Source organism: Rhodococcus ruber NBRC 15591, assembly GCF_001894945.1.
GTDB classification, from domain to species: Bacteria; Actinomycetota; Actinomycetes; order Mycobacteriales; family Mycobacteriaceae; genus Rhodococcus; species Rhodococcus ruber.
The window spans coordinates 1-22,591 of sequence record NZ_BCXE01000023.1; the positions used below are offsets into that span (position 1 = coordinate 1).

General features: G+C 71.1%; 16 protein-coding genes, 1 rRNA gene, 1 pseudogene and 1 riboswitch. Of the genes and pseudogenes, 11 read left to right on the forward strand and 7 right to left on the reverse strand.

Features of this window, described 5'->3' with window-relative positions:
- The first annotated feature begins 100 nt into the window (after positions 1 to 100).
- Positions 101 to 217 (forward strand): 5S ribosomal RNA (rrf, locus tag RR3_RS15940).
- A 101-nt stretch (positions 218 to 318) separates the two neighbouring features.
- Here rrf and RR3_RS15945 read toward each other — a convergent pair.
- Positions 319 to 747, reverse strand: a complete 429-nt coding sequence (locus RR3_RS15945) for a hypothetical protein (protein WP_225223343.1) — start codon at positions 745 to 747, stop codon at positions 319 to 321.
- A gap of 147 nt (positions 748 to 894) precedes the next feature.
- On the opposite strand from RR3_RS15945, the pseudogene RR3_RS24535 reads away from it, so the two are divergent.
- Positions 895 to 1,491, forward strand: a pseudogene (locus RR3_RS24535) (GntR family transcriptional regulator); the annotation flags it as partial.
- 129 nt (positions 1,492 to 1,620) lie between these two features.
- Positions 1,621 to 2,802, forward strand: a complete 1,182-nt coding sequence (locus tag RR3_RS15960) for an MFS transporter (RefSeq protein WP_234420192.1) — start codon at positions 1,621 to 1,623, stop codon at positions 2,800 to 2,802.
- Between the two features lie 4 nt (positions 2,803 to 2,806).
- Here the strand turns inward: RR3_RS15960 and RR3_RS15965 are convergent, their stop codons facing one another.
- Both RR3_RS15965 and RR3_RS15970 read right to left on the reverse strand, forming a co-directional pair.
- Positions 2,807 to 4,222 (reverse strand): M1 family metallopeptidase, encoded by a 1,416-nt coding sequence (locus tag RR3_RS15965; RefSeq protein ID WP_010594629.1) that lies wholly within the window; start codon positions 4,220 to 4,222, stop codon positions 2,807 to 2,809.
- Positions 4,165 to 8,079: a Pls/PosA family non-ribosomal peptide synthetase gene (locus RR3_RS15970; RefSeq protein ID WP_174557579.1), complete on the reverse strand. Its 3,915-nt coding sequence runs from the start codon at positions 8,077 to 8,079 to the stop codon at positions 4,165 to 4,167. Before RR3_RS15970 ends, RR3_RS15965 begins: the two co-directional genes overlap by 58 nt.
- 247 nt (positions 8,080 to 8,326) lie before the next feature.
- Positions 8,327 to 8,442, forward strand: a riboswitch (SAM riboswitch).
- A gap of 66 nt (positions 8,443 to 8,508) precedes the next feature.
- On the opposite strand from RR3_RS15970, the gene RR3_RS15975 reads away from it, so the two are divergent.
- A complete protein-coding gene (locus RR3_RS15975; RefSeq protein WP_017681665.1) occupies positions 8,509 to 9,828 on the forward strand; it encodes an aminotransferase class V-fold PLP-dependent enzyme in 1,320 nt (439 codons plus the stop codon).
- A 55-nt stretch (positions 9,829 to 9,883) separates the two neighbouring features.
- On the opposite strand, the gene RR3_RS15980 is transcribed toward RR3_RS15975, so the two are convergent.
- Positions 9,884 to 10,357, reverse strand: a complete 474-nt coding sequence (locus tag RR3_RS15980) for a YbaK/EbsC family protein (RefSeq protein WP_064066504.1) — start codon at positions 10,355 to 10,357, stop codon at positions 9,884 to 9,886.
- A gap of 64 nt (positions 10,358 to 10,421) precedes the next feature.
- Entirely contained in the window at positions 10,422 to 10,943 is a 522-nt protein-coding gene (locus tag RR3_RS15985) for a 2-oxo-4-hydroxy-4-carboxy-5-ureidoimidazoline decarboxylase (RefSeq protein ID WP_048773424.1), read from the reverse strand.
- Positions 10,944 to 11,090: 147 nt separating this feature from the next.
- On the opposite strand from RR3_RS15985, the gene RR3_RS15990 reads away from it, so the two are divergent.
- Together RR3_RS15990 and RR3_RS15995 are read left to right on the forward strand one after the other, a co-directional pair.
- Entirely contained in the window at positions 11,091 to 11,921 is an 831-nt protein-coding gene (locus RR3_RS15990; RefSeq protein WP_010594624.1) for a crotonase/enoyl-CoA hydratase family protein, read from the forward strand.
- Between the two features lie 11 nt (positions 11,922 to 11,932).
- On the forward strand, positions 11,933 to 13,036 hold the full coding sequence (locus RR3_RS15995) for an SRPBCC family protein (RefSeq protein WP_048773423.1): 1,104 nt from the start codon (positions 11,933 to 11,935) through the stop codon (positions 13,034 to 13,036).
- Between the two features lie 54 nt (positions 13,037 to 13,090).
- On the opposite strand, the gene RR3_RS16000 is transcribed toward RR3_RS15995, so the two are convergent.
- Positions 13,091 to 13,582, reverse strand: coding sequence for an inorganic diphosphatase (locus RR3_RS16000; protein WP_003938269.1), 492 nt, complete (start codon positions 13,580 to 13,582; stop codon positions 13,091 to 13,093).
- Between the two features lie 170 nt (positions 13,583 to 13,752).
- Here RR3_RS16000 and dacB point away from each other — a divergent pair, with 170 nt between their 5' ends.
- From dacB to hpt, 4 genes are read left to right on the forward strand one after another with little or no spacing between them, the layout of a single operon-like run.
- Entirely contained in the window at positions 13,753 to 15,159 is a 1,407-nt protein-coding gene (gene dacB, locus RR3_RS16005) for a D-alanyl-D-alanine carboxypeptidase/D-alanyl-D-alanine endopeptidase (protein ID WP_010594622.1), read from the forward strand.
- On the forward strand, positions 15,150 to 16,190 hold the full coding sequence (locus RR3_RS16010) for an Rv3626c family coenzyme F420 biosynthesis-associated protein (RefSeq protein WP_010594621.1): 1,041 nt from the start codon (positions 15,150 to 15,152) through the stop codon (positions 16,188 to 16,190). Before dacB ends, RR3_RS16010 begins: the two co-directional genes overlap by 10 nt.
- Positions 16,191 to 16,192: 2 nt before the next feature.
- Positions 16,193 to 17,191, forward strand: a complete 999-nt coding sequence (gene tilS / locus RR3_RS16015; protein WP_040273712.1) for a tRNA lysidine(34) synthetase TilS — start codon at positions 16,193 to 16,195, stop codon at positions 17,189 to 17,191.
- Between the two features lie 20 nt (positions 17,192 to 17,211).
- A complete protein-coding gene (gene hpt / locus RR3_RS16020; protein WP_003938265.1) occupies positions 17,212 to 17,766 on the forward strand; it encodes a hypoxanthine phosphoribosyltransferase in 555 nt (184 codons plus the stop codon).
- Here hpt and RR3_RS16025 read toward each other — a convergent pair.
- Positions 17,754 to 19,946, reverse strand: a complete 2,193-nt coding sequence (locus RR3_RS16025) for a protein kinase domain-containing protein (RefSeq protein WP_072786478.1) — start codon at positions 19,944 to 19,946, stop codon at positions 17,754 to 17,756. The genes hpt and RR3_RS16025 overlap by 13 nt on opposite strands.
- Before the next feature lie 227 nt (positions 19,947 to 20,173).
- Between RR3_RS16025 and ftsH the strand changes: the two genes are divergently transcribed.
- Positions 20,174 to 22,531: an ATP-dependent zinc metalloprotease FtsH gene (gene ftsH, locus RR3_RS16030; RefSeq protein ID WP_017681657.1), complete on the forward strand. Its 2,358-nt coding sequence runs from the start codon at positions 20,174 to 20,176 to the stop codon at positions 22,529 to 22,531.
- Positions 22,532 to 22,591: the final 60 nt, after the last annotated feature.

The following is a 22,591-nucleotide window of genomic DNA, read 5'->3' on the forward strand; positions in this document are numbered from 1 at the left end:
ACTCGCTGCGCGAGGAGTCGGAGTAAACGCAGTTCCCCGGAAAAACAGGGGGCTGCGCCCCGACCCCCGCGAACAGCGTGCGGGAGTCGTTTCACAGAGTTACGGCGGCCATAGCGACAGGGAAACGCCCGGTCCCATTCCGAACCCGGAAGCTAAGCCTGTCTGCGCCGATGGTACTGCACCCGACAGGGTGTGGGAGAGTAGGACACCGCCGAACACCCGTTACCGGAAGCCCCCCGACCTCGTCGGGGGGCTTCCGGCATTTCCGGGTCCGCCGATGGTCCCGACGGAGCCCGCGGTCACCGTGCGACCGTCCGCTCAGCCGGCGAGCGCCTCGCGCCGCCGCCACAGCCGGGCGACAGTCCACGGTCCGAACACGAGCGAGACGACGTTGATGCCCGTCTCGACGGCCATTTCGGTAGTCATTCGCCGGTAGTTGCCGTGCTCGAGATTCCACAGCGTGTCCATCGCACCGAGGAATGTCATCGCGCCGCCGGCCGCGATCCCCAGCGGGACGGCGACTGCCCGCCCCCTCGTCAGGTGCCAGGCGCTCACTGCGAAACTCGCGGCCATCAGCCCGTCGGCGGCCGGGAAGGCGTTCTCGAACGCGATGTAGGCGGGGTCGTCGGACGACCGGACGTGTCCGGCGGTGAAGTAGTCGAGCCAGTACGCTGCGACGCCGGTGGCGACACTGCCCATCGCAGCCGCATGCAGACGGTCACTCCGGGCCTGTCCCTGCCTCGTCATCCTCCTCCCGCCTCTCTTCTCCCCGGCGTCTTCGAGTATGGCTGCTCCCAGCGCCGCAGGGAGTCGTTCACCTGGGCGGCCTTTCGCACGGGACAGGGCCGCGTGGCGCCACTCCGACGGCATCCGGTATAAATACATCTTGTGTCTATGTCGTATTCAGCGGCCGAGTCGGTCTATCGCGAGGTCAAGGAACTGATCCTGTCGGGCGAGTTACCCGGCGGCGATCTGATCAGCGAAGGGGAGATCGCGACCCGGATGTCGTGCAGCCGTACCCCGGTGCGCGAGGCCTTCCTTCGTCTCGAGGCCGAGGGCTGGATGCGTCTGTACCCCAAGCGCGGCGCACTGGTCGTTCCGGTGGCGGACGGGGAGGCCGAGCACGTCGTCGATGCGCGACGGCTGCTCGAGACCCACGCGGTACGCGCCGTCGCCTCTGTTCCGCCGGCGCGAGAGCGACTCGAACGCACCCTGCGCGCAAGTCTGGACACGCAGCGCGAGCTTGCCGAGCGTGGTGACGTCGGTGCCTTCAGCGGTGCCGACGCCGACTTCCACCGCAGCATCGTGGCCGCGGGCGGCAATCCGCTTCTCGACACCTTCTATGCCGGCCTGCGGGAGCGCCAGCGACGGATGACGGCCCGTTCGGTCGCCCGGGATCCGGCGCAGCTGCAGAAGATCATCGCCGACCACACGCATCTGGTGGATCTCGTCGCCGCCGGGGACGCCGACGCATTCGACGCGGCGCTCGACGTGCACATGCGTGAGGTGCACGGACTCGGAGGGGGGACGATTGTGACCGCAACTGCCACCGAACCGGGCCGTCTGCCCACCGGTACGGATGCCGTTCCTCGCAGGACGTGGCTGCTCGTGGCCGCCGCGATGTTCGCTGTCGCCTGGGGCGGCAACGAGTTCACCCCGCTGCTGGTGATGTACCGGCTCGAACACGGTTTCGCGCCGGTCGTCGTCGACCTGTTCCTCTTCGCGTATGTCCTGGGCATCGTGCCGGCCCTGCTCGTCGGCGGTCCGCTCTCCGACCGGCTCGGTCGTCGGCCTGTCATGGTGCCCGCACCGTTCGTCGCCCTCGTCGGTTCCGCGGTGCTCGCCCTCGGATCGGACTCCGCGGCGCTGCTCATCCTCAGTCGTATCCTCTGCGGGATCGCGCTCGGACTCGGCATGGCGGTCGGTGGCAGCTGGCTGAAGGAACTGTCCGACCCGCGCTGGGATCCGCGCGCGACGCCCGGCGCCGGGGCACGACGGGCCGCGATGAGCCTGACCGCCGGCTTCGGCGTCGGGGCCGGCATCGCGGGTGCCCTCGCGCAGTGGGCGCCGATGCCCAGTGCCCTGTCCTACCTCGTGCATATCGGGCTGAGTATCGGCGCAGGTGTGGCACTGCTGCGGACGCCGGAGACCCGGCCGGCGCAGCCGGAAGCGGAGCGGACCGCGCTGCGCGAAGACCTGAAGATCCCGGCGGCCGGGCACGCCCGCTTCCTGTTCGTGATCGCCCCCGTTGCTCCCTGGGTGTTCGGCGCCGCCAGTTCGGCGTACGCGATCCTCCCGGCGCTGATGACCGGCCACAGCGGCGACGCCCCGATCGCGTTCTCGGCGCTGCTGTGCGTCGTCGCCCTCGGTGCCGGTTTCGCGATCCAGTCGCTGGGCCGCCGGATCGACACCCCCCGCAATGCCCGTGCGGTGGCGGTGGCACTGACGTTGCTCGTGGTGGGGATGGTCACGGCGGCGGTCGCGGCCGCCGCCCTGACCGTGCCGCTCGCTCTGCTGGCGGCGGTCGTCCTGGGCTGCGGCTACGGCATGGCGCTGGTGTCGGGCCTGCAGGAAGTGCAGCGTATCGCCCGCCCCGACGACCTCGCCGGGCTCACCGCGGTGTTCTATTCGCTGAGCTATCTGGGGTTCGCGGTGCCGGCCGTCATGGTGTACCTGTCCCAGACATACCCGGTCCTGACCTACCCGGCCATGTTCGTCGTGGGCGCGGTCGCGGCGGCCGCGTGCCTGGTGCTCGTCCTGGTGAAATGGCAGGCACACCTGCCGGAACGAGTACCGGCCTGACCTCTCACGCCTCGGGCATCGGCGGCAGTGCCTTCTCGGCGAGCCACGCGTCCCACAGTGGACGCAGCGGCGCGTCCGCGAATCGGGCCGCCAAGTCGGTGAACTGATCTGTGGTGACGGTCGCGTGCCGGTATTCCGCGGTCCACTGCCGAATCAGCGCGAAGAACTTCTCGTCGCCGAGGCGCAGGCGCAGTGCGTGCAGCGTCAGGGCACCCCGCTTGTAGACGCGGTCGTCGAACATCAGGTCCGGCCCGGGGTCACCGAGGAGTAGGTCCTGAGGTTTGCGACCGAGCCCGCGGTGCGCGTCCTCGGCGATCGTCTGCGCCGACGGCCCGTCGGAGTTCTCCGACCACAGCCACTCCGCGTAGCAGGCGAAGCCCTCGTTCAGCCAGATGTCGCGCCACCGTGACAGGGTGAGGCTGTTGCCGAACCACTGGTGCGCGAGTTCGTGTGCGACGAGCCGCTCTTCGCTCCGGGTGCCGTCGCAGTGGTTCGCGCCGAAGATCGACAGGGTCTGCGCCTCGATCGGGATCTCGAGTTCGTCCTCGGTGACGACGACGCTGTAGTGCGGGAACGGGTACGGCCCGAAGAGCCGGCAGAAGATCTCCATCATCTGTGGTTGCCGGCCGAAGTCCCGGTCGAAGTTCGCCCGCAGGCGCGGCGGATGCACCGCGACGAGCGGCACCGGTGTCTCGGACAACCTGCGGGTCTCGTAGTTCCCGATCTGCACCGTGGCCAGGTAGGTCGCCATCGGTTCGGGCTGCTCGTACACCCAGGTGGTCTGGCTGGCCCTCGTCGTCTTGCGTACCAGGGTGCCGTTCGCGATCACCTGGAAGGGGGAGTCGGCAGTGACCGTGATCCGGTAGCTCGCCTTCGCGCCGGGATGGTCGTCGCAGGGGAACCACGACGAGGCGCCGTTGGGCTGGCTCGCGACCAGCGCCCCCTCCTCGAGTTCCTCCCAGCCGACTTCGCCCCAGGGACTGCGGATCGGTTTCGGTGTGCCGTGATAGTGGACGACGATCGTCAGCACGCCGCCCACGGGGATCTTCCGGGCGGGGGTGACGACGAGTTTGCCGTCACGCTGGGCGTACTTGGCGGGCCGGGACCCGTTGACCGACAGCTTCGTCACCCGCATCGTCGGCGCGAGGTCGAGCGCGAACTTGCCACGCTCGTCGGTGGTGGTGGCGACGACGGTGGCCGTGCCGGTGAGCCGGTTGGCCACGACCCGGTAGTTCAGATCGAGTTCGTACCTCGACACGCGGTACCCACGGTTGCCGCTGCGGGGCAGGTACGGATCGATCGGCGCGTCCGGTTTCGAGGTCCTGCCGTTCTCGCGGGTCTTCTTCGGGTCGTTCCCCGGCTTCACAGCGGGGACCAATCGCTCGGGTGCGACCACGGCGCGATCGGATTGCCCTGCCATCTGGTCGAATCCGGAACGACGTCGCCGCGCATCACCAGCGAGGCCGGGCCGACGGTGGCGCCGGCCCCGATTCCGGCGGCGGGCAGTGCGACGCACTGGGGGCCGAGGGTGGCGCCGGCGCCGAGCGTGACGGTGTCCATGGACATGATCCGATCATGGAACAGGTGCGTTTGCACGACACACCCGCGTTCCACCGTCGCGCCGTCACCGAGAGTCACCAGGTCGGCCTCGGGCAGCCAGTAGCTCTCGCACCACACCCCGCGGCCGATCTTCGCGCCCAGGCCACGCAGCCACAGGTTCATCACGGCCGTCCCGGTGGCGGGCCGGGCGAACCACGGTGCCGCGACCGTTTCGACGAAGGTGTCGGCCACCTCGTTGCGCCACACGAACCAGCTCCACAGCGGGTGCTCCTCCCGGCCGATGCGTCCGACGGCCACCCATTTGGCGGCGACGGACACGACGCCGGCCACGGCGCCGGCGAGGATGAGCACCAGTCCGCTCAGTGCTGCGGCCGGCGCGTACCCCACCGAGGTCGCCAGCGACTGCAGGGCGAACAGCACGCCGAGGCCGATACCGAACGTGACGATCATCGGCAGCAGGCGGAAGGTCTCGACGAAGCCACGGGCCACGCGCAGCCGCCGCGGGGGCGCGAACGTGCGGCTCGAATCGCTTTCGTTCGCGGCGCGACGCAGCCGCACCGGTGGGCTGCCGAGCCACGAGGAACCCGACTTGGCCTTCGACGGCGCGGCCGAGAGCACCGCGACGAGTCCGTACTTGGGGACTCGTCGCCCGGGGGCGGCCATACCGGAATTGCCCAGGAATGCGCGCTTGCCCACCTTGGCCCGGGAGATGTACAGCCAGCCGCCACCGAGCTCGTAGCTGGCGACCATGGTGTCGTCCGCAAGGAAGGCGCCGTCGGCGACCCGGGTGAACTTGGGCACCATCAGCACCGTGGAGGCCTCGACGTCCTTGCCGATGTCGGCGCCGAGCAGTCGCAGCCAGCCCGGCGTGAGCATCGAGGCGTAGAGCGGGAACAGGAACGTGCGTGAGCTGTCCATCAGTCGCTCGGTCGCCCATACCTGCCAGCCGACGCGGCTGCGGACGGGATGATGTCCCTCCGTCATACCGACGGCCAGGGCACGCACCGACAGCACCGTGAGCGCGGCGAACACGAACAGGGTCCACAGTGCCGCCACCGGCAGGATCGCCGCGCTGCGGAGCAACGCGTCGGTCAGGTCGGCGGCGTCGCGGATCCACCATCCGACGAGTGTGAGCCCGGCGCCGATCGAGACGATCGGCAGCGAGGCCAGCACCATCGAGGTGAGGCCGAAGATCGGCACCCACCACGAGGCACGCCGCGGCGGTTCGGCCGGCCACGGATGCAGGGCCTTGCCGACCTTCCGGGCGGGGGAGCCGGCCCAGTGCTGGCCGGCCTTGACGCGGCCGAACACGGCAGAGCCGGCCGCGACCTCGGCGTTCTTACCGATTCGGGCGCCCGGGGCCAGAGTCGAGCGGGCGCCGACGGTCGCGCCGGCTCCGACCCGGATGCTGCCGATGTGGACCTCGTCGCCGTCGACCCAGTGTCCGGACAGGTCGACCTCGGGTTCGATGGAACAGCCGTCACCGAGCTCGAGCATGCCGGTGACCGGCGGCAGACTGTGCAGGTCGACGCCCTTTCCGACCTTCGCGCCCAGGGCGCGGGCGTAGTACAGCATCCACGGCGCCCCGGACAGGTTCACCGCACCGCTGGCCTCCGACAGCCGCAGCGCCGTCCACAGCCGGAGGTGTTCGCTGCCGCCTCTCCGATAGGTGCCGGGTTGCAGGTTGCGCAGCAGCAGCCGCGTCCCGGCGACGGCGACGGACATGCGGCCGAGCGGGGTCAGGAACAGCAGGATGCCGACCGTCACCCACCACCACGACACCGGAGCGAGCCACGGCACGTCGACGAACAGCGAGAAGACGTTGTTCGCGATCGCGAGCCAGGTCACCCACTGCAGCCCCGTGAGAGTGGTGAGTGGCACCGTGACGGCCAGTTGCAGCAGCTGCGCGCGGCGCGGAACGGGGGCCACCTGCCGCGGGGCGATCACCGCGGACGGCGCGAGGTCGTCGAGGTACTCGGCGAGCGAACCGAGTCGCGGATGGTCGTACAGTTCGGCGACGGTCATCGCGGGATAGCGTTCGCGCAGGGCCGTCACCAGCTGGGCCGCGGCGAGGGAGCCGCCGCCGAGTTCGAAGAAGTCGTCGTCGACGCTCTCGATCGGGGTGCCGAGAATCGACACCCACAGCCCGGCGACCCATTCGGCGGTCGGGTCGAGGCCGAGAGCCTCGGCGGCGGCGGCCTCGGCGCCGGGCAGCGGCCACGGAAGCGCGTTGCGGTCCACCTTGCCGGAGGTTCGGGTGGGCAGCTCGTCGACCAGCGCCAGTCTCGGGACCAGGGCCGCGGGCAGCTGCTCGCCGAGCAGGTCGCGCGCGGAGGCGAGGTCGAACTCGGGGTCGGTGCTGGCGATGTAGCCGACGAGGACCGAGTGCCCGGCCGCCGTCTTGCGCACGGCGGCCGCGCCGCCGGCGACGCCGGGCAGGTTCTGCAGAGCGTTGTCGACTTCGCCGAGTTCGATGCGGCGGCCGCCGATCTTGACCTGATCGTCGGCGCGCCCCTGGAACAGCAGCCCCGCGCGGTCGAGGGTGACCAGGTCGCCGCTGCGGTAGGCGCGGTCCCAGCCGAGGGTGGGCATGGGGGCGTACTTCTCGGCGTCCTTGGCCGGGTCCAGATAGCGGGCCAGGCCGACGCCGCCGATGACGAGTTCGCCGGTGCCGCCCTCCGGGACGGGGCGGCCCTCGCCGTCCACCACGGCGAGATCCCAGCCGTCGAGCGGCAGGCCGATGCGGACCGGGCCGGTGCCGTCCATCGTCGCTGCACACGCGACCACGGTGGCCTCGGTGGGTCCGTACGTGTTCCACACCTCGCGTCCGGGCACAGCCAGCCGCTCGGCGAGATCCGGTGGGCAGGCCTCCCCGCCGAAGATCAACAGCCGCACCGCTTCGAGCGCCTCGGCCGGCCACATCGCCGCGAGGGTCGGAACGGTGGAGACGACGCTGATGTCGCGGGAGACCAGCCACGGTCCGAGGTCCATCCCGGACCGCACGAGGGAGCGGGGCGCGGGGACGAGGCACGCGCCGTGCCGCCAGGCGAGCCACATCTCCTCGCAGGACGCGTCGAATGCGACCGACAGACCGGCCAGCACGCGGTCGCCGGGGCCGATCGGGTTCTCGCGCAGGAACAGCCGGGCCTCGGCGTCGACGAAGGCGGCGGCGCTGAGATGGCTGACGGCGACACCCTTGGGGGTGCCGGTGGAGCCGGAGGTGAAGATGATCCAGGCGGCGTCGTCGAGGCGCGGACCGCGCAGCTGCGGCTTCGGCGACGGCGGCGCGGTGCCCGGACCGATGCCGTCGGCGGTGACGACGGCGGTGACCTGCGCTTCCCCGAACACGAGCTCGGCGCGTTCGTCGGGGTCGTCCGCGTCCACCGGCACGTAGGCCGCGCCGGCCGCGAGAATGCCCAGGATCGTCACGTACAGGTCCGCGGAGCCGGACGGCATGCGCACGCCGACGCGGTCCCCGCCACCGACTCCCGCGTCGGCGAGCCGGTAGGAGCAGGCGACGACCTCCTCGACGAGTTCGGCGTAGCTGAGGGTGACGGATCCGTCGTCGACGGCCGGAGCGTCAGGGTGGGTGTCGGCGGTGGCACGCAGGATGTCGACGAGAGTGCGCGGGGCCGGGGCATGGGAGGAGCGGAGGAACTCCTCGGGGATGCGATACGACCGATCCGAATCCGTCGTGGGCTGGGCAGGCAATCGCATGTCCTTCTCTCGGCCTGGTGGTGCGTTCGTCCGGTTATCTCACGGTCAGGTGGACGGAGGGTGAACATCGGGTGTGTCGGTGCCCACTCGCGCGGTGGACTTTTCCCGCTTCCCCGGACGCCGGAATCCCGGCCCAATGTCCGGCTCGGCGTGAGAAACCGCCCCTCCCTGGGGATTCGCGTGCCGGACGACCGACGGTGCGATCCCGGTTTGACATCCGCGCGCGCTTTTGCCATCCTCTTCCGCAGGTCACGAGAACCAGCGACAAGCCCCGGCTAGCTGGTCGGCAACCCTCCTCCGCGGTGGGGTGCTCCGGGTGACGACCTGGCCGTGTTTCCACACCGGACACGGCAAGCGCGGATTCGGACCGTGATCGTACTCGGGCGACGAGGCGACCACCGGCGAATCCCTGAACGACGAGGGAACGTCATGACTGCCGCTGTACTGACCGCCGATACCTGTATCGCCCCGTTCGCCCGGGTCACCGGATGTGATCTCCAGGTGCCCCTGGTGCAGGGCGGTACCTGCACCTACGCCAACTTCGACTACGCGGCGAGCGCGCCGGCCCTCGAAGCGGTGACCGAGCGGATCGCCGAACTCCTGCCGTACTACGCCAGCGTGCATCGCGGTGCCGGTTACGCCTCGAGGATCTCCACCACCAGCTACGAGCAGGCCCGGGAGTCGGTGGCTCGATTCGTCTGTGCCGCAGACGATCAGGTGGTCGTGTTCACCCGCAACACCACCGACTCGCTCAATCTCCTGGCCGGAGCCGTGCCCGGCGACGTGGTCGTGCTCGACGTCGAGCACCACGCAAACCTGTTGCCCTGGAAGAACGCTCGTGTTGTCGAGGCTGCAGACACCGTCGCCGAGACGGTCCGCCGGCTCGTCGCGGAACTGTGCAGCCGGCCCGCCGCGCTGCTCGCCGTCACCGGCGCCTCCAACGTCACCGGCGAGGTCCTCCCGATCGCCGAACTCGCCGACGTCGCGCACGCCTGCGGTGCCCGGATCCTCGTCGACGGAGCGCAATTGGTTCCGCACCGGCGGATCGACCTCGCCGCGCTCGGCGTCGACTACCTCGCGTTCTCGGGGCACAAGCTCTACGCTCCGTTCGGTGCCGGTGCTCTGGTGGGGCGCCGGGACTGGCTCGACGTCGCGGAACCGCACCTCGCAGGGGGTGGTGCGGTCCGCGACGTGAGTCTCGGCCACACCGAATGGGCTTGCGCCCCGGCGCGACACGAGGCGGGCACGCCCAACGTGCTCGGCGTCGCGGCCCTCGCCGCGGCGTGCGACGCGCTCGCCGGTTTCGACGCCGATGCCGTCACCGCGCACGAGGAGGCGTTGTGCCGGCGCCTGCTCGACGGGTTGCGCGGTGTCGACGGTGTCGAGATCCTGCGGCTGTGGAGCGACTCCCCGGACTCCGTGGGCATCGTCACCTTCACGGTCGCCGGCTTCGAGCCCGGCGAGGTGGCGTCGTATCTGTCCGCCGAGCACGGAATCGGGGTGCGCGACGGCCGGTTCTGCGCGCACCCGCTGCTCGCCCGGGTCGGGCTGCCCGGCGGCGCGGTTCGTGCCTCTCTCGGTCTCGGCAGTTCCTCCGCCGACGTGGATCGTCTGCTCGACGCGCTGCGCACGCTCGTCGATGCCGGTCCCGGCTGGACCTACGCGAAGACCGACGGACTGTGGGGGCCGTCGCCCGAGACCCGTCCGGGCCTGGCGGAGTCCACCGCCGGCGCGGCGCAGTGCAGCTGACCGGTTCCCCGGCGGGCCGTCGCACCGGCCGGGCCCGTCGTCCGGACCGGCAGGGCTAGTCGACCTCGACGTCGACGGCTGCCGTGATGCGCATCAGTTCGCGGAACGTCGTGCGGAACAGCGTGCGTGGATGTCCGCCGGAGGCCCAGAGCTGGGGGAAGGCGGCCAGGGCAGTGTCGACGTACGTGGTCAGGTTCGTCGGATGCCCGAGCGGCGCCACCCCGCCGACGGGCTGACCCGTGACCTCGGTGACGACGTCCGGGGGCGCCGCGACGAGCACGCCGCCGAGACGCTTGCCGGTTCGTTCCGGATTCACCCGATGGGCACCCGAGACCAGCAGCAGTACCGGTTCCTCGTCGAGCAGGAACACCAGCGACTTGACGATCGCGCCCACGTCGACCCCGAGCGCGGCCGCAGCCTGCTCGGCGGTGTGCACCGACTCCGGTTGGGTCGTGATCAACCCGTGGTGCCCGCGCGCGATGAGCGTGTCGGCCACTCGAGCGGCATTCGGATGCAGTGTCCCGGACATGGTTCCAGCCTAGGAGGCTGCCGCCGTCCGTGGCTCCGATCGGCAGGTCCGGCCGCGGCCGGGGTCAGTACAGCGGAAAGCCGTCCTCGGGTCCGAGCATGCGCTCGAGCCGGGTGCGGGTGATCTTGGCGAGTTCCTCCGTGCACACCTTGCGTTCCGCCTCGGGGTCGTGTGCGAGCCGGTGGCGGAGGTCGGTCAGCAGATCCCGCAGTCCGCGGCCCTGCGGGCACCACAGGTAGCGGTAGCCGAAGCGCTCCTCGTACGTGGCGGCGGCAGCGGTGATCGCGGTCGTCAAGGCCTCGTCCTCGTCCCACAGCGAGCACTGTTCGAGCCGCGAGGCGGTGCTGCCGCGCCGACGGCCCACCACCGGGTGACAGTCGAGGGCCGCCGCGATCTCCGCGTCGCTCGCGGAGAACAGGGCGGCGTCGGCGCGGGCGAACAGTTCCGGATAGCTCGCATAGGGACGTCCCGCCGCTACCTCCTGGGCCCAGGTGAGCGACGCGCAGCACTCGTACAGCGCGTGGGTGGCGCCCCGCCGGGACAGGGCGTTGAAGGCGCCCAGACCGATGCCCTGGTGCATCAACATGACAGTCCCTCCTCTACGAGCCGGACCGTTCGTGCCCTCAGGATCCGTCCGCGGCGTGTCGGCCACCAGAGGCGGAGCGCGGAATTTTCCAGGCTGTAACGAGTGGTCCGTGCCAGCGGATCGGCGCCCGCATATTACTCTCGAGTAATGACTCAGGAATCTCGCTGGAAAGCGTTCACGGTCGACGTCGCGGACCACGTCGCGCTCGTCACCCTCGTCGGTCCGGGCAAAGGCAACGCCATGGGCCCCGACTTCTGGACCGAGCTGCCGCTGTTGTTCGGCGAGCTCGACGCGGATCCGGACGTGCGTGCCGTCGTGCTCGCCGGCGCCGGCAAGCACTTCTCCTTCGGTCTCGACCTGCCCGCCATGAGCGGCGACCTGGGCAAGGTCCTCGCGGACAAGGCGCTGGCCGCCCCGCGCACCGAGTTCCACGAGATGGTCAAGCGGATGCAGGCGGCGATCACCGCGGTCGCGGACTGCCGCAAGCCCGTCGTCGCGGCCGTGCAGGGCTGGTGCATCGGCGGCGGCGTCGATCTGATCTCCGCGGCCGACATCCGGTACGCCAGCGCCGACGCGAAGTTCAGCGTCCGTGAGGTCAAGGTCGGGATGGTCGCCGACGTGGGCAGTCTCGCGCGCCTGCCGCTGATCATCGGCGACGGGCACCTGCGCGAGCTGGCCCTCACCGGCAAGGACATCGACGCGGCACGCGCGGAGAAGATCGGTCTGGTCAACGACGTCTTCGAGGACGCGGATGCCGTCCTGACCGCCGCACAGGCCACCGCCGCCGAGATCGCGGCGAATCCGCCGCTGGTCGTGCACGGCATCAAGGCCGTTCTCGACCACAGCCGCTCGCCGCGCGTCGACGACAGCCTGCGCTACGTCGCGGCCTGGAACTCCGCGTTCCTGCCGTCGGAAGATCTGACCGAGGCCGTCGCGGCGGTCTTCGAGAAGCGGCCCCCGGAGTTCCGGGGCCGGTAGAGGATGGACGGGTGCGCCCGGTCCTGACGTGGGGCGGCCGGCTGCTGCCGGCCGTCCCGCTGGTGTATCTGACGGTCTACCGGCCCTGGCAGTTGCACTGGGGTGCGACGAGGACCGAGGTGGCCGGACGGATGCCGGGGGACGAGATCGTGCCCCGGCCTCACTGGTCGGCGACCCGAGCGGTGTCGATCGTGGCCGAGGCGGAGGACGTGTGGCCGTGGCTGGTCCAGATGGGCGCCGGGGACCGTGCCGGTTGGTACAGCTACGACCTCGTCGACAACGGCGGGAAGCCGAGCGCCCGCGAGATCCGGCCCGAACTGCAGCGGCTCGAGGTCGGTGACCGGGTCCGGCTGGTCGCGGGTTCCCCGGCCGCCTTCCGGGTGGAGTCGATCGATCCCGGACGTTCCCTCGTGTATGCCCACTCGCACGACGGGGGTTCGGTCACCGTCGCGCTGACGTTGCGTCCGGACGGGCCCGGACGCAGCCGACTGGTGCATCGCGTGCGATTCCGGATCCCCCCGTCGCCGTTCGCGGTCGGTTGGGCCGTCCTCATGGACGTGGGCGACTTCGTGATGTCCCGGCGAATGCTGCTGGGGATCCGGGACCGAGCGGAGCAACACGCGCGGCGCCGACGGGGCGGTCCGCCGCCGGTCGACGAAAGTCCAGGAACCCCAATGGATTTCCGGCTTCGGATTCCGGTGCGCCGACCCGCCGGGATGGTGTTCGCGCTGCTCGCCGACGTGCAGGACCACGTGGGCGCACCGGCGCGCAGCGGCGTCCGGACGGGCAAGTCCCCGTCCGGTCCGACCACCGAGGGCACCCGGTGGCACGAGCGGGTGCGGCTCGCGCCCGGCTGGTGGATGCCCGTCGACAGCGTCGTGACCGCGATCGAGGACCCGGACCTGCTCGCGATGGACTTCCGCAGCGCCTGGTTCACCGGCCACGTCGACTACCGGATCGAGTCCACCCCGCAGGGATGTCTCCTGCGACAGCACGTCGTCCTGCGGTCGCGGCGCCTGCTGCGGCCGTGGTCGGCGCGGGTGGACGCCCGGCTCCGGCCGCGCCTGCTCGATCGGCTCGCCGACATCCGGGACGCGATCGAGCGCAGCGGCTGAGAACGCGTTCGGGCTCCGCAGCCGGCGGCCGCGGAGCCCGAACGGCGCGTGGGGTCAGTGCCCGCCGTTCGCCTTCAGGCGCTCGATCGACGCGGAGACCTCGGCCTCGGCCTCGGCGCGGCCGACCCAGTCCGCGGCCTCGACGTGCTTGCCCGGCTCCAGGTCCTTGTAGTGGACGAAGAAGTGCTTGATCGCGTCCAGTTCGAACTGCGAGACGTCGCTGATGTCCTTGACGTGGTCCCAGCGCGGATCGCCCGCGGGCACGGCGAGGACCTTGTCGTCGCCGCCGGCCTCGTCGACCATCTTGAACATGCCCACCGGACGGGCCTCGACGATGACGCCGGGGAACACGGACTCGGGCAGCAGCACCATGCAGTCCAGCGGGTCCCCGTCCTCGCCGAGGGTGTTCTCGATGTAGCCGTAGTCGGCGGGGTAGCCGAACGAGGTGTAGAGGTAGCGGTCCAGCTTCACGCGGCCGGTTTCGTGATCGACCTCGTACTTGTTGCGCTGCCCCTTGGGGATCTCGATGGTGACCTCGAACTCCACGCCGTGTCCTCACTTGTAGATCGATACGACTGCCGTATCTGCGGTGATGGTCCGCACAGAGGATAACGGGTCGGCGCTACGCTGGTGGCGCAGGTGCCGGACCACCGGGGCGGTCACCAGGGCGCGGGATTCGCCGGGGCGAACGCCGCGGGATTCGACACAGCGGAGGCGTGTTGGCGGGGCAGGGCAAGAAGAAGCTGGGCACACTGGCGGGACGGCGCCGCCGGAACCTCCGGATCCTGTTCACCATCTGGGCAGCGGGGACCGTCGCGCTGCTCGTGGGAGGGGCCTTCGCGCTCTCCGACTTCCGCAGCGGCGAGGCCGCCGCCGCGATAGCGCCGGCACCGGCGCCCGTCACCGCGACCCCGCAGGTGGCCCCGGTACCGGCCGACGCCCTCGCCCCCACCGGCCCCGCCCTGGCCGCCACGCTCGCGCCGGCGCTGGGGAACGCGGGGCTGGGCAACTTCACCGGTTCGATCACCGACGCCGCCACGGGCACCGTGCTGTGGTCGAAGGACCCGGCCCGGCCGATGATCCCGGCGTCGACGACGAAGGTTCTCACCGCCGCCGCAGCGCTGCTCGCCCTGCCCGCCGAACACCGGGTCACCACCAAGGTCGTCGAGGGCAGCCGGCCGGGGGAGATCGTGCTCGTCGCCGGTGGCGATCCCACCCTCACCGCCCAGCCCCCCGGCGAGCCCGGCTTCTACGCCGGCGCCCCGCGCATCGCCGACCTCGTGCAGCAGATCCAGCGCAGCGGCGTCGTCGTCGACACGGTGCTCGTCGACACCGGTGCCTACGCCGGTGACGCCCTGGCCACCGGATGGTTCCCCGCCGACATCGCCGGCGGCTCCGTGGCGCCGATCGAACCGGTGATGCTCGACGGCGGCCGGCTGAACCCCCTCGAGGACGAGTCGCCGCGCACCCCCACCCCCGCCCTCGATGCCGGCCGGGCCCTCGCCGCCGCGCTCGGCGCGGACCCCGCCCGGGTCGCCACCGGGACAGTCCGGCCCGGAGCGGCTCCGCTGGCCGCTGTGCAGTCGGCGCCGCTGCGCGATCGGCTGGGGCAGATGATGGGTTACTCCGACAATGTCCTGGCCGAGGCCGTCGGCCGCGAGATCGCCGCGGCCGAGGGTGTCGAGCCGTCCTTCCGCGGCGCGGTCGACAGCGTCGCCGCGGCCCTGCGCGAGGCCGGATTCGACCTGACCGGGCTCACCCTCCACGACGTGAGCGGCCTGTCCGTCGACAACCGGATTCCCGCTCGGCTCCTCGACGCGGTGATGGCCGCCGCCGCCGGAACCGAACAGGCGTCGCTGCGCCCGATGCTGGACTACCTGCCGGTCGCGGGCGCCACCGGCACCCTCTCGGAGCGCTACGCCTCGACCAACCGCGACGGGGCGGGTTGGGTTCGCGCGAAGACGGGCACCCTGTCGCAGGCGAGCGGTCTGACCGGATTCGTCGTCGACACCGACGGCCGGGTGCTGACGTTCGCCCTGTTGTCCAACGACCGTTCGCCGGGCGAGAGCCGACCTGCCCTCGACGCGGTGGCGGCGACCCTCCGAGGATGCGGATGCCGATGACCGACCGGGACCGGACGCTGGGTGACGCGATCGACTGGAAGTTCGCGGCCGGGGTCGGAGCGCGCCTGACCCGGCCGGGCCCGGCGATGTCGCGGTACACCGCCGAGACCGTCGTCGCCGAGCTGGCCTCGGCCGCCGACCGCGCCGAGCCACCGGTGCGGGAGCTGACCGGCCTCGGCGACGGGCGAGACGTGCCGCCGGCCGCGGTGGTCGACCGGTCCGAATGGGTGCACGCCGCCGCCAGGTCGATGGCGGACCTCACCGGTTCCGGGCCCACCGAGGGCCGGTGGGTCGGCAAGCCCGCCGGCATGCAGGCCGGCGCGATGCTCGCGTACCTGTCCACCGCCGTGCTCGGTCAGTACGACCCGTTCTCGCGGTCGCTGCTGCTCGTGGCCCCGAACGTCGTCGCCGTCGAGCGGGCGCTGCGGGTGCCCACCGCCGACTTCCGGATGTGGGTGTGCCTGCACGAGGTCACCCACCGCGTGCAGTTCGCCGAGGCCCCGTGGATGGCGGACCTGATGCGCGAGGCGGCGGCGGAGCTGGGCCGGACCGTGGACGAGTCGTTCACCGATCTCGCCGGCCGGATCACCGGGGTCCTGCGCGATCGCCGGCCGGGGGAGGAGAAGCCCATGGCCGAGCGCGGTGTGCTCGGTCTCGTCCGAGCGGTGCAGTCCGAACCCCAGCGCACCGCCCTCGACCGCATGCTGGCCCTGGGTACCGTGCTCGAGGGCCACGCCGACCACGTGATGGACGCGGTCGGACCCTCCGTGGTGCCCGCCGTCGCGCAGATCCGGCGCGCGTTCGACAACCGTCGCCGGCGCGCCGTGAACCCCGTCCACCGCATCGTCCGTGCACTGCTCGGGATGGACGCCAAGATGGCCCAGTACGTGCAGGGCAAGAAGTTCGTCGACACCGTCGTCGAACGGGTGGGCATGGCCCGGTTCAACACCGTCTGGAGCGGACCCGACGCGATGCCGACCCTCGCCGAGATCGACGACCCCGACGCGTGGATCGCACGGGTACTGGCCTGACGGTGTCGTCCGATCGACCGCTCCTGCCCGAGACCCCTGCCGTCCACGAGGTGCGTCTGGCCGTCCGTCGCTGGGTCGCGACCCACGGCCGGTCCGTCGCGGTCGGCCTGTCCGGCGGCGCCGACTCGTCGGCTCTGACCGTCGCCGCCGTCGCCGAGGCGGATTCGGTGCACGCCGTCGTCGTCGACCACGGCCTGCAGCCCGGCTCCGGCGACGTCGCCGCCCGCGCCGCGGCATTCGCCCGGTCGGCCGGATGCGTGTCGGTACAGGTCGTCCGCGTCGCGGTGACCGGCCCCGGCGGTCCCGAGGCGGCCGCGCGTGCGGCCCGCTACCGGGCGCTCGACGAGGCCCGGGCGGGATTGCCGGTGCTGCTCGGGCACACGCTCGACGATCAGGCCGAGACGGTGCTGCTGGGGCTGGGCCGCGGTTCCGGGGCCCGCTCCCTGCGCGGCATGTGCGAGTTCGACGAGCCGTGGGGGCGCCCCCTGCTCGGCGTGCGTCGCGACGTCACCCGCCGGGCCTGTGCGGAACTGGGGTACACGCCCTACGACGACGCGCACAACAGCGACCGTCGTTTCACCAGGGTGCGGCTGCGTGAGGAGGTGCTGCCGCTGCTCGAGGACGTGCTCGGCGGTGGGGTCGCACCGGCCCTCGCGCGCACGGCCGCGCAGCTGCGCGAGGACGAGGACGCGCTGGAGGAACTGGCCGGGCGCCGGCTGGGGGAGGCCCGGGTCGGGACCGGGCTGGCGGTGGACGTCCTCGCCGGCACGCCCGTCGCGGTACGACGACGGGTCCTGCGACGATGGCTGCTCGACTCGGGGGCCTCCGCCCCGACGGACCGCAAGCTGCGAGCCGTCGACGACCTGATCGGGCAGTGGCGCGGCCAGGGCGGCGTCGCCGTGGGCGGCGGGCCGCAGCCCGGCGTCAGGTTGGTCGTCACGCGTCGGCGTGGCAGGCTGATCGTCGAGTTCGTCGGCCGGCGACAGGGTGCGGACGACTGAGGGAAGGCAGGATGAACCCGGTGTACGAGAACGACATCGCGTCGGTACTGATCTCCGAGGAACAGATCGAACAGCGCACGAAGGAGCTGGCCGAGACCATCGCCGCGCGCTATCCGGTGGGCGCACCCGAGGGTGATCTGCTGCTCATCGGCGTGCTCAAGGGCGCGATCTTCTTCATGACCGACTTCGCGCGGGCGCTGCCGATCCCCACCCAGATGGAATTCATGGCGGTCAGCTCGTACGGGTCGTCCACCTCGTCGTCCGGCGTGGTGCGCATCCTCAAGGACCTCGACAAGGACATCGCCGGCCGGAACGTGCTGATCGTCGAGGACATCATCGACTCCGGCCTCACGCTGTCCTGGCTCATGCGCAACCTCTCCTCCCGGAACCCGGCGTCCCTCGAGGTGGTGACGCTGCTGCGCAAACCGGAGGCCGTGAAGGTCGACGTCCACGTCGCCGACGTGGGATTCGACATCCCGGACGAGTTCGTCGTCGGCTACGGCCTCGACTACGACGAGCGCTACCGTGATCTGCCGTACATCGGCACCCTCGACCCGAAGGTCTACACCGACTGATCCGGGCCCGGCTTCACCGGCTCGCGCGTCGCCCGGGTCGGGGCCACGCCGCGCTGCAGGGCGCGCAGGTCGTCCTCCATGATGCGGAACAACCAGTACACGAGCACGAACGCGGCGATGCTGCCCACCGCCAGTACCCGCACCGCGACGAGGACCTGCTGGATCTCCTCGGGTGAGAGGTACGTCACGCCGGCCACCCCGACGAGCGGAACGGCCGCCGCCAGCGCCAGGTAGCGCACACTGCGGCGGTGCAGGCCCTCGAGTTCGCGGGCATCCGTGGCGTCGGTCGCCCCGTGCGGCAGGAAGGCCGGATACAACGATCGCACCATGTAGAAGGCGACCAGGAAGAACGGATAGGCGACGGCGATCGCCCCGCACACCAGGATCGACGTGAGGAAGTGCGCGGCGGAGGGGCCGTCGATGTTGCCGCCGACGAAGTGCAGTGCCACCGGGAACGCGATGCCGGCGACCGTCCACAGGGTCATCACCACGGCGGCGACGCGATCGCTGATCAGCAGTGCGTCGTGCCGCGCCCGGGCGAGTTCCACTGCGTCGTAGCTGCGGCCGCGGTGCAGACCGCGCGGGACGGTGATCAACCGTCGGCACAGATACACGATGATCACCGTGCCGAGCGGGAAGGTGATCCCGTTGATGATCAGCGCGAGCTGCTCGAATTCGCGCTGGGTGTCCGGTGGGAGCCGGTCGACGATCAGGTTCGCATTGTGCTGGTAGTTGTAGAGCGCGGCCAGCACGTTCGGGATCGCGATTGCGGCGGTGAGGATCGGCACCACGGGGCGCCGGAGCCGGGCGCGCCAGCTGTGCGGCGGCGGGTCGACGAGGTCCCGGGCCCGCGGATCGAGGCACAGGTCGAACTGCTGTGCCAGCTCCGCACCCGACGCCCACCGATCCGCCGGATCCGGTTCGAGGCACTTCGCGAGCACCCGCAGCAGAGTCTGGGGGCAGTCGGCCGGGATCCGCTCGCGCGCGGCCGCGGTCAGTCCGGAGCGTCGCCGCGCGAGCATCGTCTCGAGTGCGGGCAGGGTTTCGGCGCCTAGGTCGTCCTCGCTGTTGGGCCGGCCACCCGTGAGCAGTTCCCACAACATGACCCCGAGCGCGTAGATGTCGCTGCGGGTGTCCATGTCCGCGGCGGTGCCGGGCAGACCGGGATGGCACGCCTCGAGCTGCTCGGGCGACATGTACGCCAGGGACCCGCCGAGGTACGCCACGGCCGACGTGCCACCGACGGACTCGGCGAAACTGATGTTGAAGTCGGCGAGCTTGGGCACGCCCTCCGCCGTGAGCAGAACGTTGGCGGGCTTCACGTCGCGGTGCAGCACTCCGCGCCGATCGGCGTAGTCCAGTGCGGACGCGAGCCGGCGCCCGAGCCACGCGACGGTCTCGGGCCAGCTCAGGTTCTCGAGCCGGCTGCGCACGGTCGACTCGGCGGGCCGGATCTCCCCCTTCTCGGCGAGGGTCTCGTCGACGACGTCGAGCAGGAGCCGGCCGCTGCGCTGCTCGGGTGGGGTGGTGCGCACCCGGTGCAGCACCCGCAGCAGCGTCCCACCCGGCAGATACTGCATGTACAGCAGCCGCAGGCCGTGGTCCGGCAGGATCCGCTGGTCGAAGACACGGACGATGTAGTCGTGGTCGAGCTGGGCGAGGGTCTGGGCCTCGGTACCGCGGTCGGGGGAGATCTTCACGGCGACGAGCCGCTGCATCGAGTGCTGCCGGGCCAGGAACACCCGCCCGAAGGCGCCGCGGCCGAGGTTGGTGAGCAGGTCGAAGTCGTCGATCCGGTTCCCGGCTTCGACGTCGTCGATGCCGGTCGGGACGCGGACCGGGAACGGCTCGGTCGTCGCTTCGCCGCGAGGGACGACCGCGCTGGTACGGGCCGGTTCGGTGGGCGCATCGGCCGTACGGGTGAGCTCCACGGCGGCCGTGCGGGTCGGCTCCGCCTCGGCGGTGCGAGTCGGGTCGGCCTCGGCGGTGCGGGTCGGGTCGGCCTCGGCGGTGCGGGTCGGCTCGGCCTCGGCGGCGCGGGTCGGCTCCGCCTCGGCGGTGCGGGTCGGCTCCGCCTCGGCTGTACGGGTGGGATCGGCCGCAACCGTGCGGGTCGGCTCGGCCGCAGCGGAATGGGTCGGGTCGGCCTCGGTTGCAGATTCCGGCTCCTGCATGGCCATGCGAAATGATAACCACGGTGGGGCCCGTGCCCGCAGGCGGCTGACGCGACCGGCGGGAACCTCCGGGTGGCCCCGGACGTTGACCCCTCGAACCGTGCGGGCGCGCGAGGGCAACGCTGCGCGTACACGCGGTAACCTTGCGGTGTCCGGTTCGTCGCCGGACTCCTCGGGACGACCACGATGATGACCGCACTATCGAAAGGACCGGCCGGCCGGGCCGAACCTGTATGAACCGCAAGACAGTGTTCCGTAATCTGGCGATCGTCGCCGGCATCCTGTTGGTCATCTACGCCTTCAGCTACTTCGGCGACGACACCCGCGGTTTCACCAAGGTGGACACGTCTGTCGCGCTTGCTCAGCTCGATGCGGACAACGTCAGCCGGGCGCAGATCGACGACCGCGAGCAGCAGGTACGCCTGTGGCTGAAGAGCGGCAACGAGGCGACCGGGGACGACACCGAAATCCTCGCCAAGTACCCGGAGTCGGCGTCCGAGCAGATCTTCGACAAGGTCGCCGGCGCGGGCCTCGAGAAGTTCGACACCACCGTCACCCAGGAGAGCTGGCTGACGTCGATCCTGCTGTTCGTGCTCCCGATGATCATCCTGCTCGGGGTGTTCTTCTTCGTGATGAGCCGCATGCAGGGCGGTGGCCGCGGCGGGATGATGGGCTTCGGCAAGTCCAAGGCCAAGCAGCTGACCAAGGACATGCCCAAGACCACGTTCGCCGACGTCGCCGGTGCGGACGAGGCCGTCGAAGAGCTGTACGAGATCAAGGACTTCCTCCAGAACCCGGCGCGCTACCAGGCCCTCGGCGCGAAGATCCCGAAGGGCGTCCTGCTGTACGGCCCTCCCGGCACGGGCAAGACCCTGCTCGCCCGCGCGGTTGCCGGTGAGGCCGGCGTCCCGTTCTTCACCATCTCCGGTTCGGACTTCGTGGAGATGTTCGTCGGCGTCGGTGCGTCCCGCGTGCGCGACCTGTTCGAGCAGGCCAAGCAGAACAGCCCCTGCATCATCTTCGTCGACGAGATCGACGCGGTCGGCCGTCAGCGTGGTGCCGGCCTCGGCGGCGGCCACGACGAACGGGAGCAGACGCTCAACCAGCTGCTCGTCGAAATGGACGGCTTCGGGGACCGGCAGGGCATCATCCTCATCGCCGCCACCAACCGTCCCGACATCCTGGATCCGGCCCTGCTGCGGCCGGGCCGGTTCGACCGGCAGATCCCGGTCACCAACCCCGACCTCGCCGGGCGCCGGGCGATCCTGCAGGTGCATTCCAAGGGCAAGCCGCTCGACCAGCACGCCGACCTCGAGGGACTGGCCAAGCGCACCGTCGGCATGTCCGGCGCGGACCTGGCCAACGTCGTGAACGAGGCTGCGCTGCTCACCGCGCGCGAGAACGGCACCGTGATCACCGAGGCCGCACTCGAGGAGTCGGTGGACCGGGTGATCGGCGGCCCGCGCCGCAAGAGCCGCATCATCAGCGAGCACGAGAAGAAGATCACCGCCTACCACGAGGGTGGGCACACGCTCGCCGCGTGGGCGATGCCGGACATCGAGCCCGTCTACAAGGTGACGATCCTCGCCCGCGGCCGCACCGGCGGTCACGCGATGACCGTCCCCGAGGACGACAAGGGCCTGATGACCCGCTCGGAGATGATCGCCCGCCTGGTGATGGCCATGGGTGGCCGCGCGGCCGAGGAACTCGTGTTCCACGAGCCGACGACGGGTGCCTCCTCGGACATCGACCAGGCCACCAAGATCGCCCGTGCGATGGTCACCGAGTACGGCATGAGCGCCCGCCTCGGCGCCGTCCGCTACGGGCAGGAACACGGCGACCCGTTCCTCGGCCGCTCGATGGGCGTGCAGTCCGACTACTCGCACGAGGTGGCCCGCGAGATCGACGAGGAGGTGCGCAACCTCATCGAGGCCGCGCACACCGAGGCCTGGGCGATCCTCAACGACTACCGCGACGTGCTGGACGTGCTCGCCGGGGAACTGCTCGAACACGAGACCCTCACCCGCAAGGATCTCGAGCGGATCCTCGCCTCCGTCGAGAAGCGGCCGCGGATCACCGAGTTCAACGACTTCGGTGGACGCACGCCGTCGGACAAGCCCCCCATCAAGACGCCGGCCGAGCGGGCGAAGGAACGCGGTGAGCCGTGGCCGCCGGAAGCGGTGCGCCCGTCCTTCACCAAGCCTGCCCAGCCGCAGCCCCAGCCCCAGCCGCAGCCGCAGCCGCAGCCGCAGCCCCAGCCGCTGCCGCAGTCGCAGCCCGCGGCGCCGACCAACGGGCATCCGGCGCCGGTGCCGGCGCCCGCGTCGGAGCCGCTGCCGGGCTTCGGGCAGCCGCCGTACCCGGGCGGACCCCGCCACGCCACCCGGCCCGACTACGGCGCCCCGGCGGGCTGGTCGGCACCCGGTTGGCCGCCTGCCGAGTCCGAGCGGCCGCAGAGCACCTATCCTGGGTATCCGCAATGGACCCAGCCCGCGCGCCCGGCCGACGAGGACGAGCGACAGGCCGAGCGGAACGTGGCTCCCGAGTCACCGCCGACACAGCCGTGGGAGGGGCCGACCGGTCCGCGCTGAACCCGAGTCGAGAAGAGTGGAGGTACGGTCTGGTGTCGGTGAACCACCTGGATTCCGAGG

Bases quoted from the DNA above. Each gene is read 5' to 3' on its own strand.
- RR3_RS15990 (WP_010594624.1), top strand. From the start codon at position 11,091: ATGACTCAGGAATCTCGCTGGAAAGCGTTCACGGTCGACGTCGCGGAC.
- RR3_RS16010 (WP_010594621.1), top strand. From the start codon at position 15,150: ATGCCGATGACCGACCGGGACCGGACGCTGGGTGACGCGATCGACTGG.
- RR3_RS15985 (WP_048773424.1), bottom strand. From the start codon at position 10,943: ATGTTGATGCACCAGGGCATCGGTCTGGGCGCCTTCAACGCCCTGTCC.
- RR3_RS15970 (WP_174557579.1), bottom strand. From the start codon at position 8,079: ATGCGATTGCCTGCCCAGCCCACGACGGATTCGGATCGGTCGTATCGC.
- RR3_RS16025 (WP_072786478.1), bottom strand. From the start codon at position 19,946: ATGGCCATGCAGGAGCCGGAATCTGCAACCGAGGCCGACCCGACCCAT.
- RR3_RS15980 (WP_064066504.1), bottom strand. From the start codon at position 10,357: ATGTCCGGGACACTGCATCCGAATGCCGCTCGAGTGGCCGACACGCTC.
- RR3_RS15965 (WP_010594629.1), bottom strand. From the start codon at position 4,222: ATGGCAGGGCAATCCGATCGCGCCGTGGTCGCACCCGAGCGATTGGTC.
- RR3_RS15975 (WP_017681665.1), top strand. From the start codon at position 8,509: ATGACTGCCGCTGTACTGACCGCCGATACCTGTATCGCCCCGTTCGCC.
- ftsH (WP_017681657.1), top strand. From the start codon at position 20,174: ATGAACCGCAAGACAGTGTTCCGTAATCTGGCGATCGTCGCCGGCATC.
- RR3_RS15945 (WP_225223343.1), bottom strand. From the start codon at position 747: ATGACGAGGCAGGGACAGGCCCGGAGTGACCGTCTGCATGCGGCTGCG.
- RR3_RS15960 (WP_234420192.1), top strand. From the start codon at position 1,621: ATGTTCGCTGTCGCCTGGGGCGGCAACGAGTTCACCCCGCTGCTGGTG.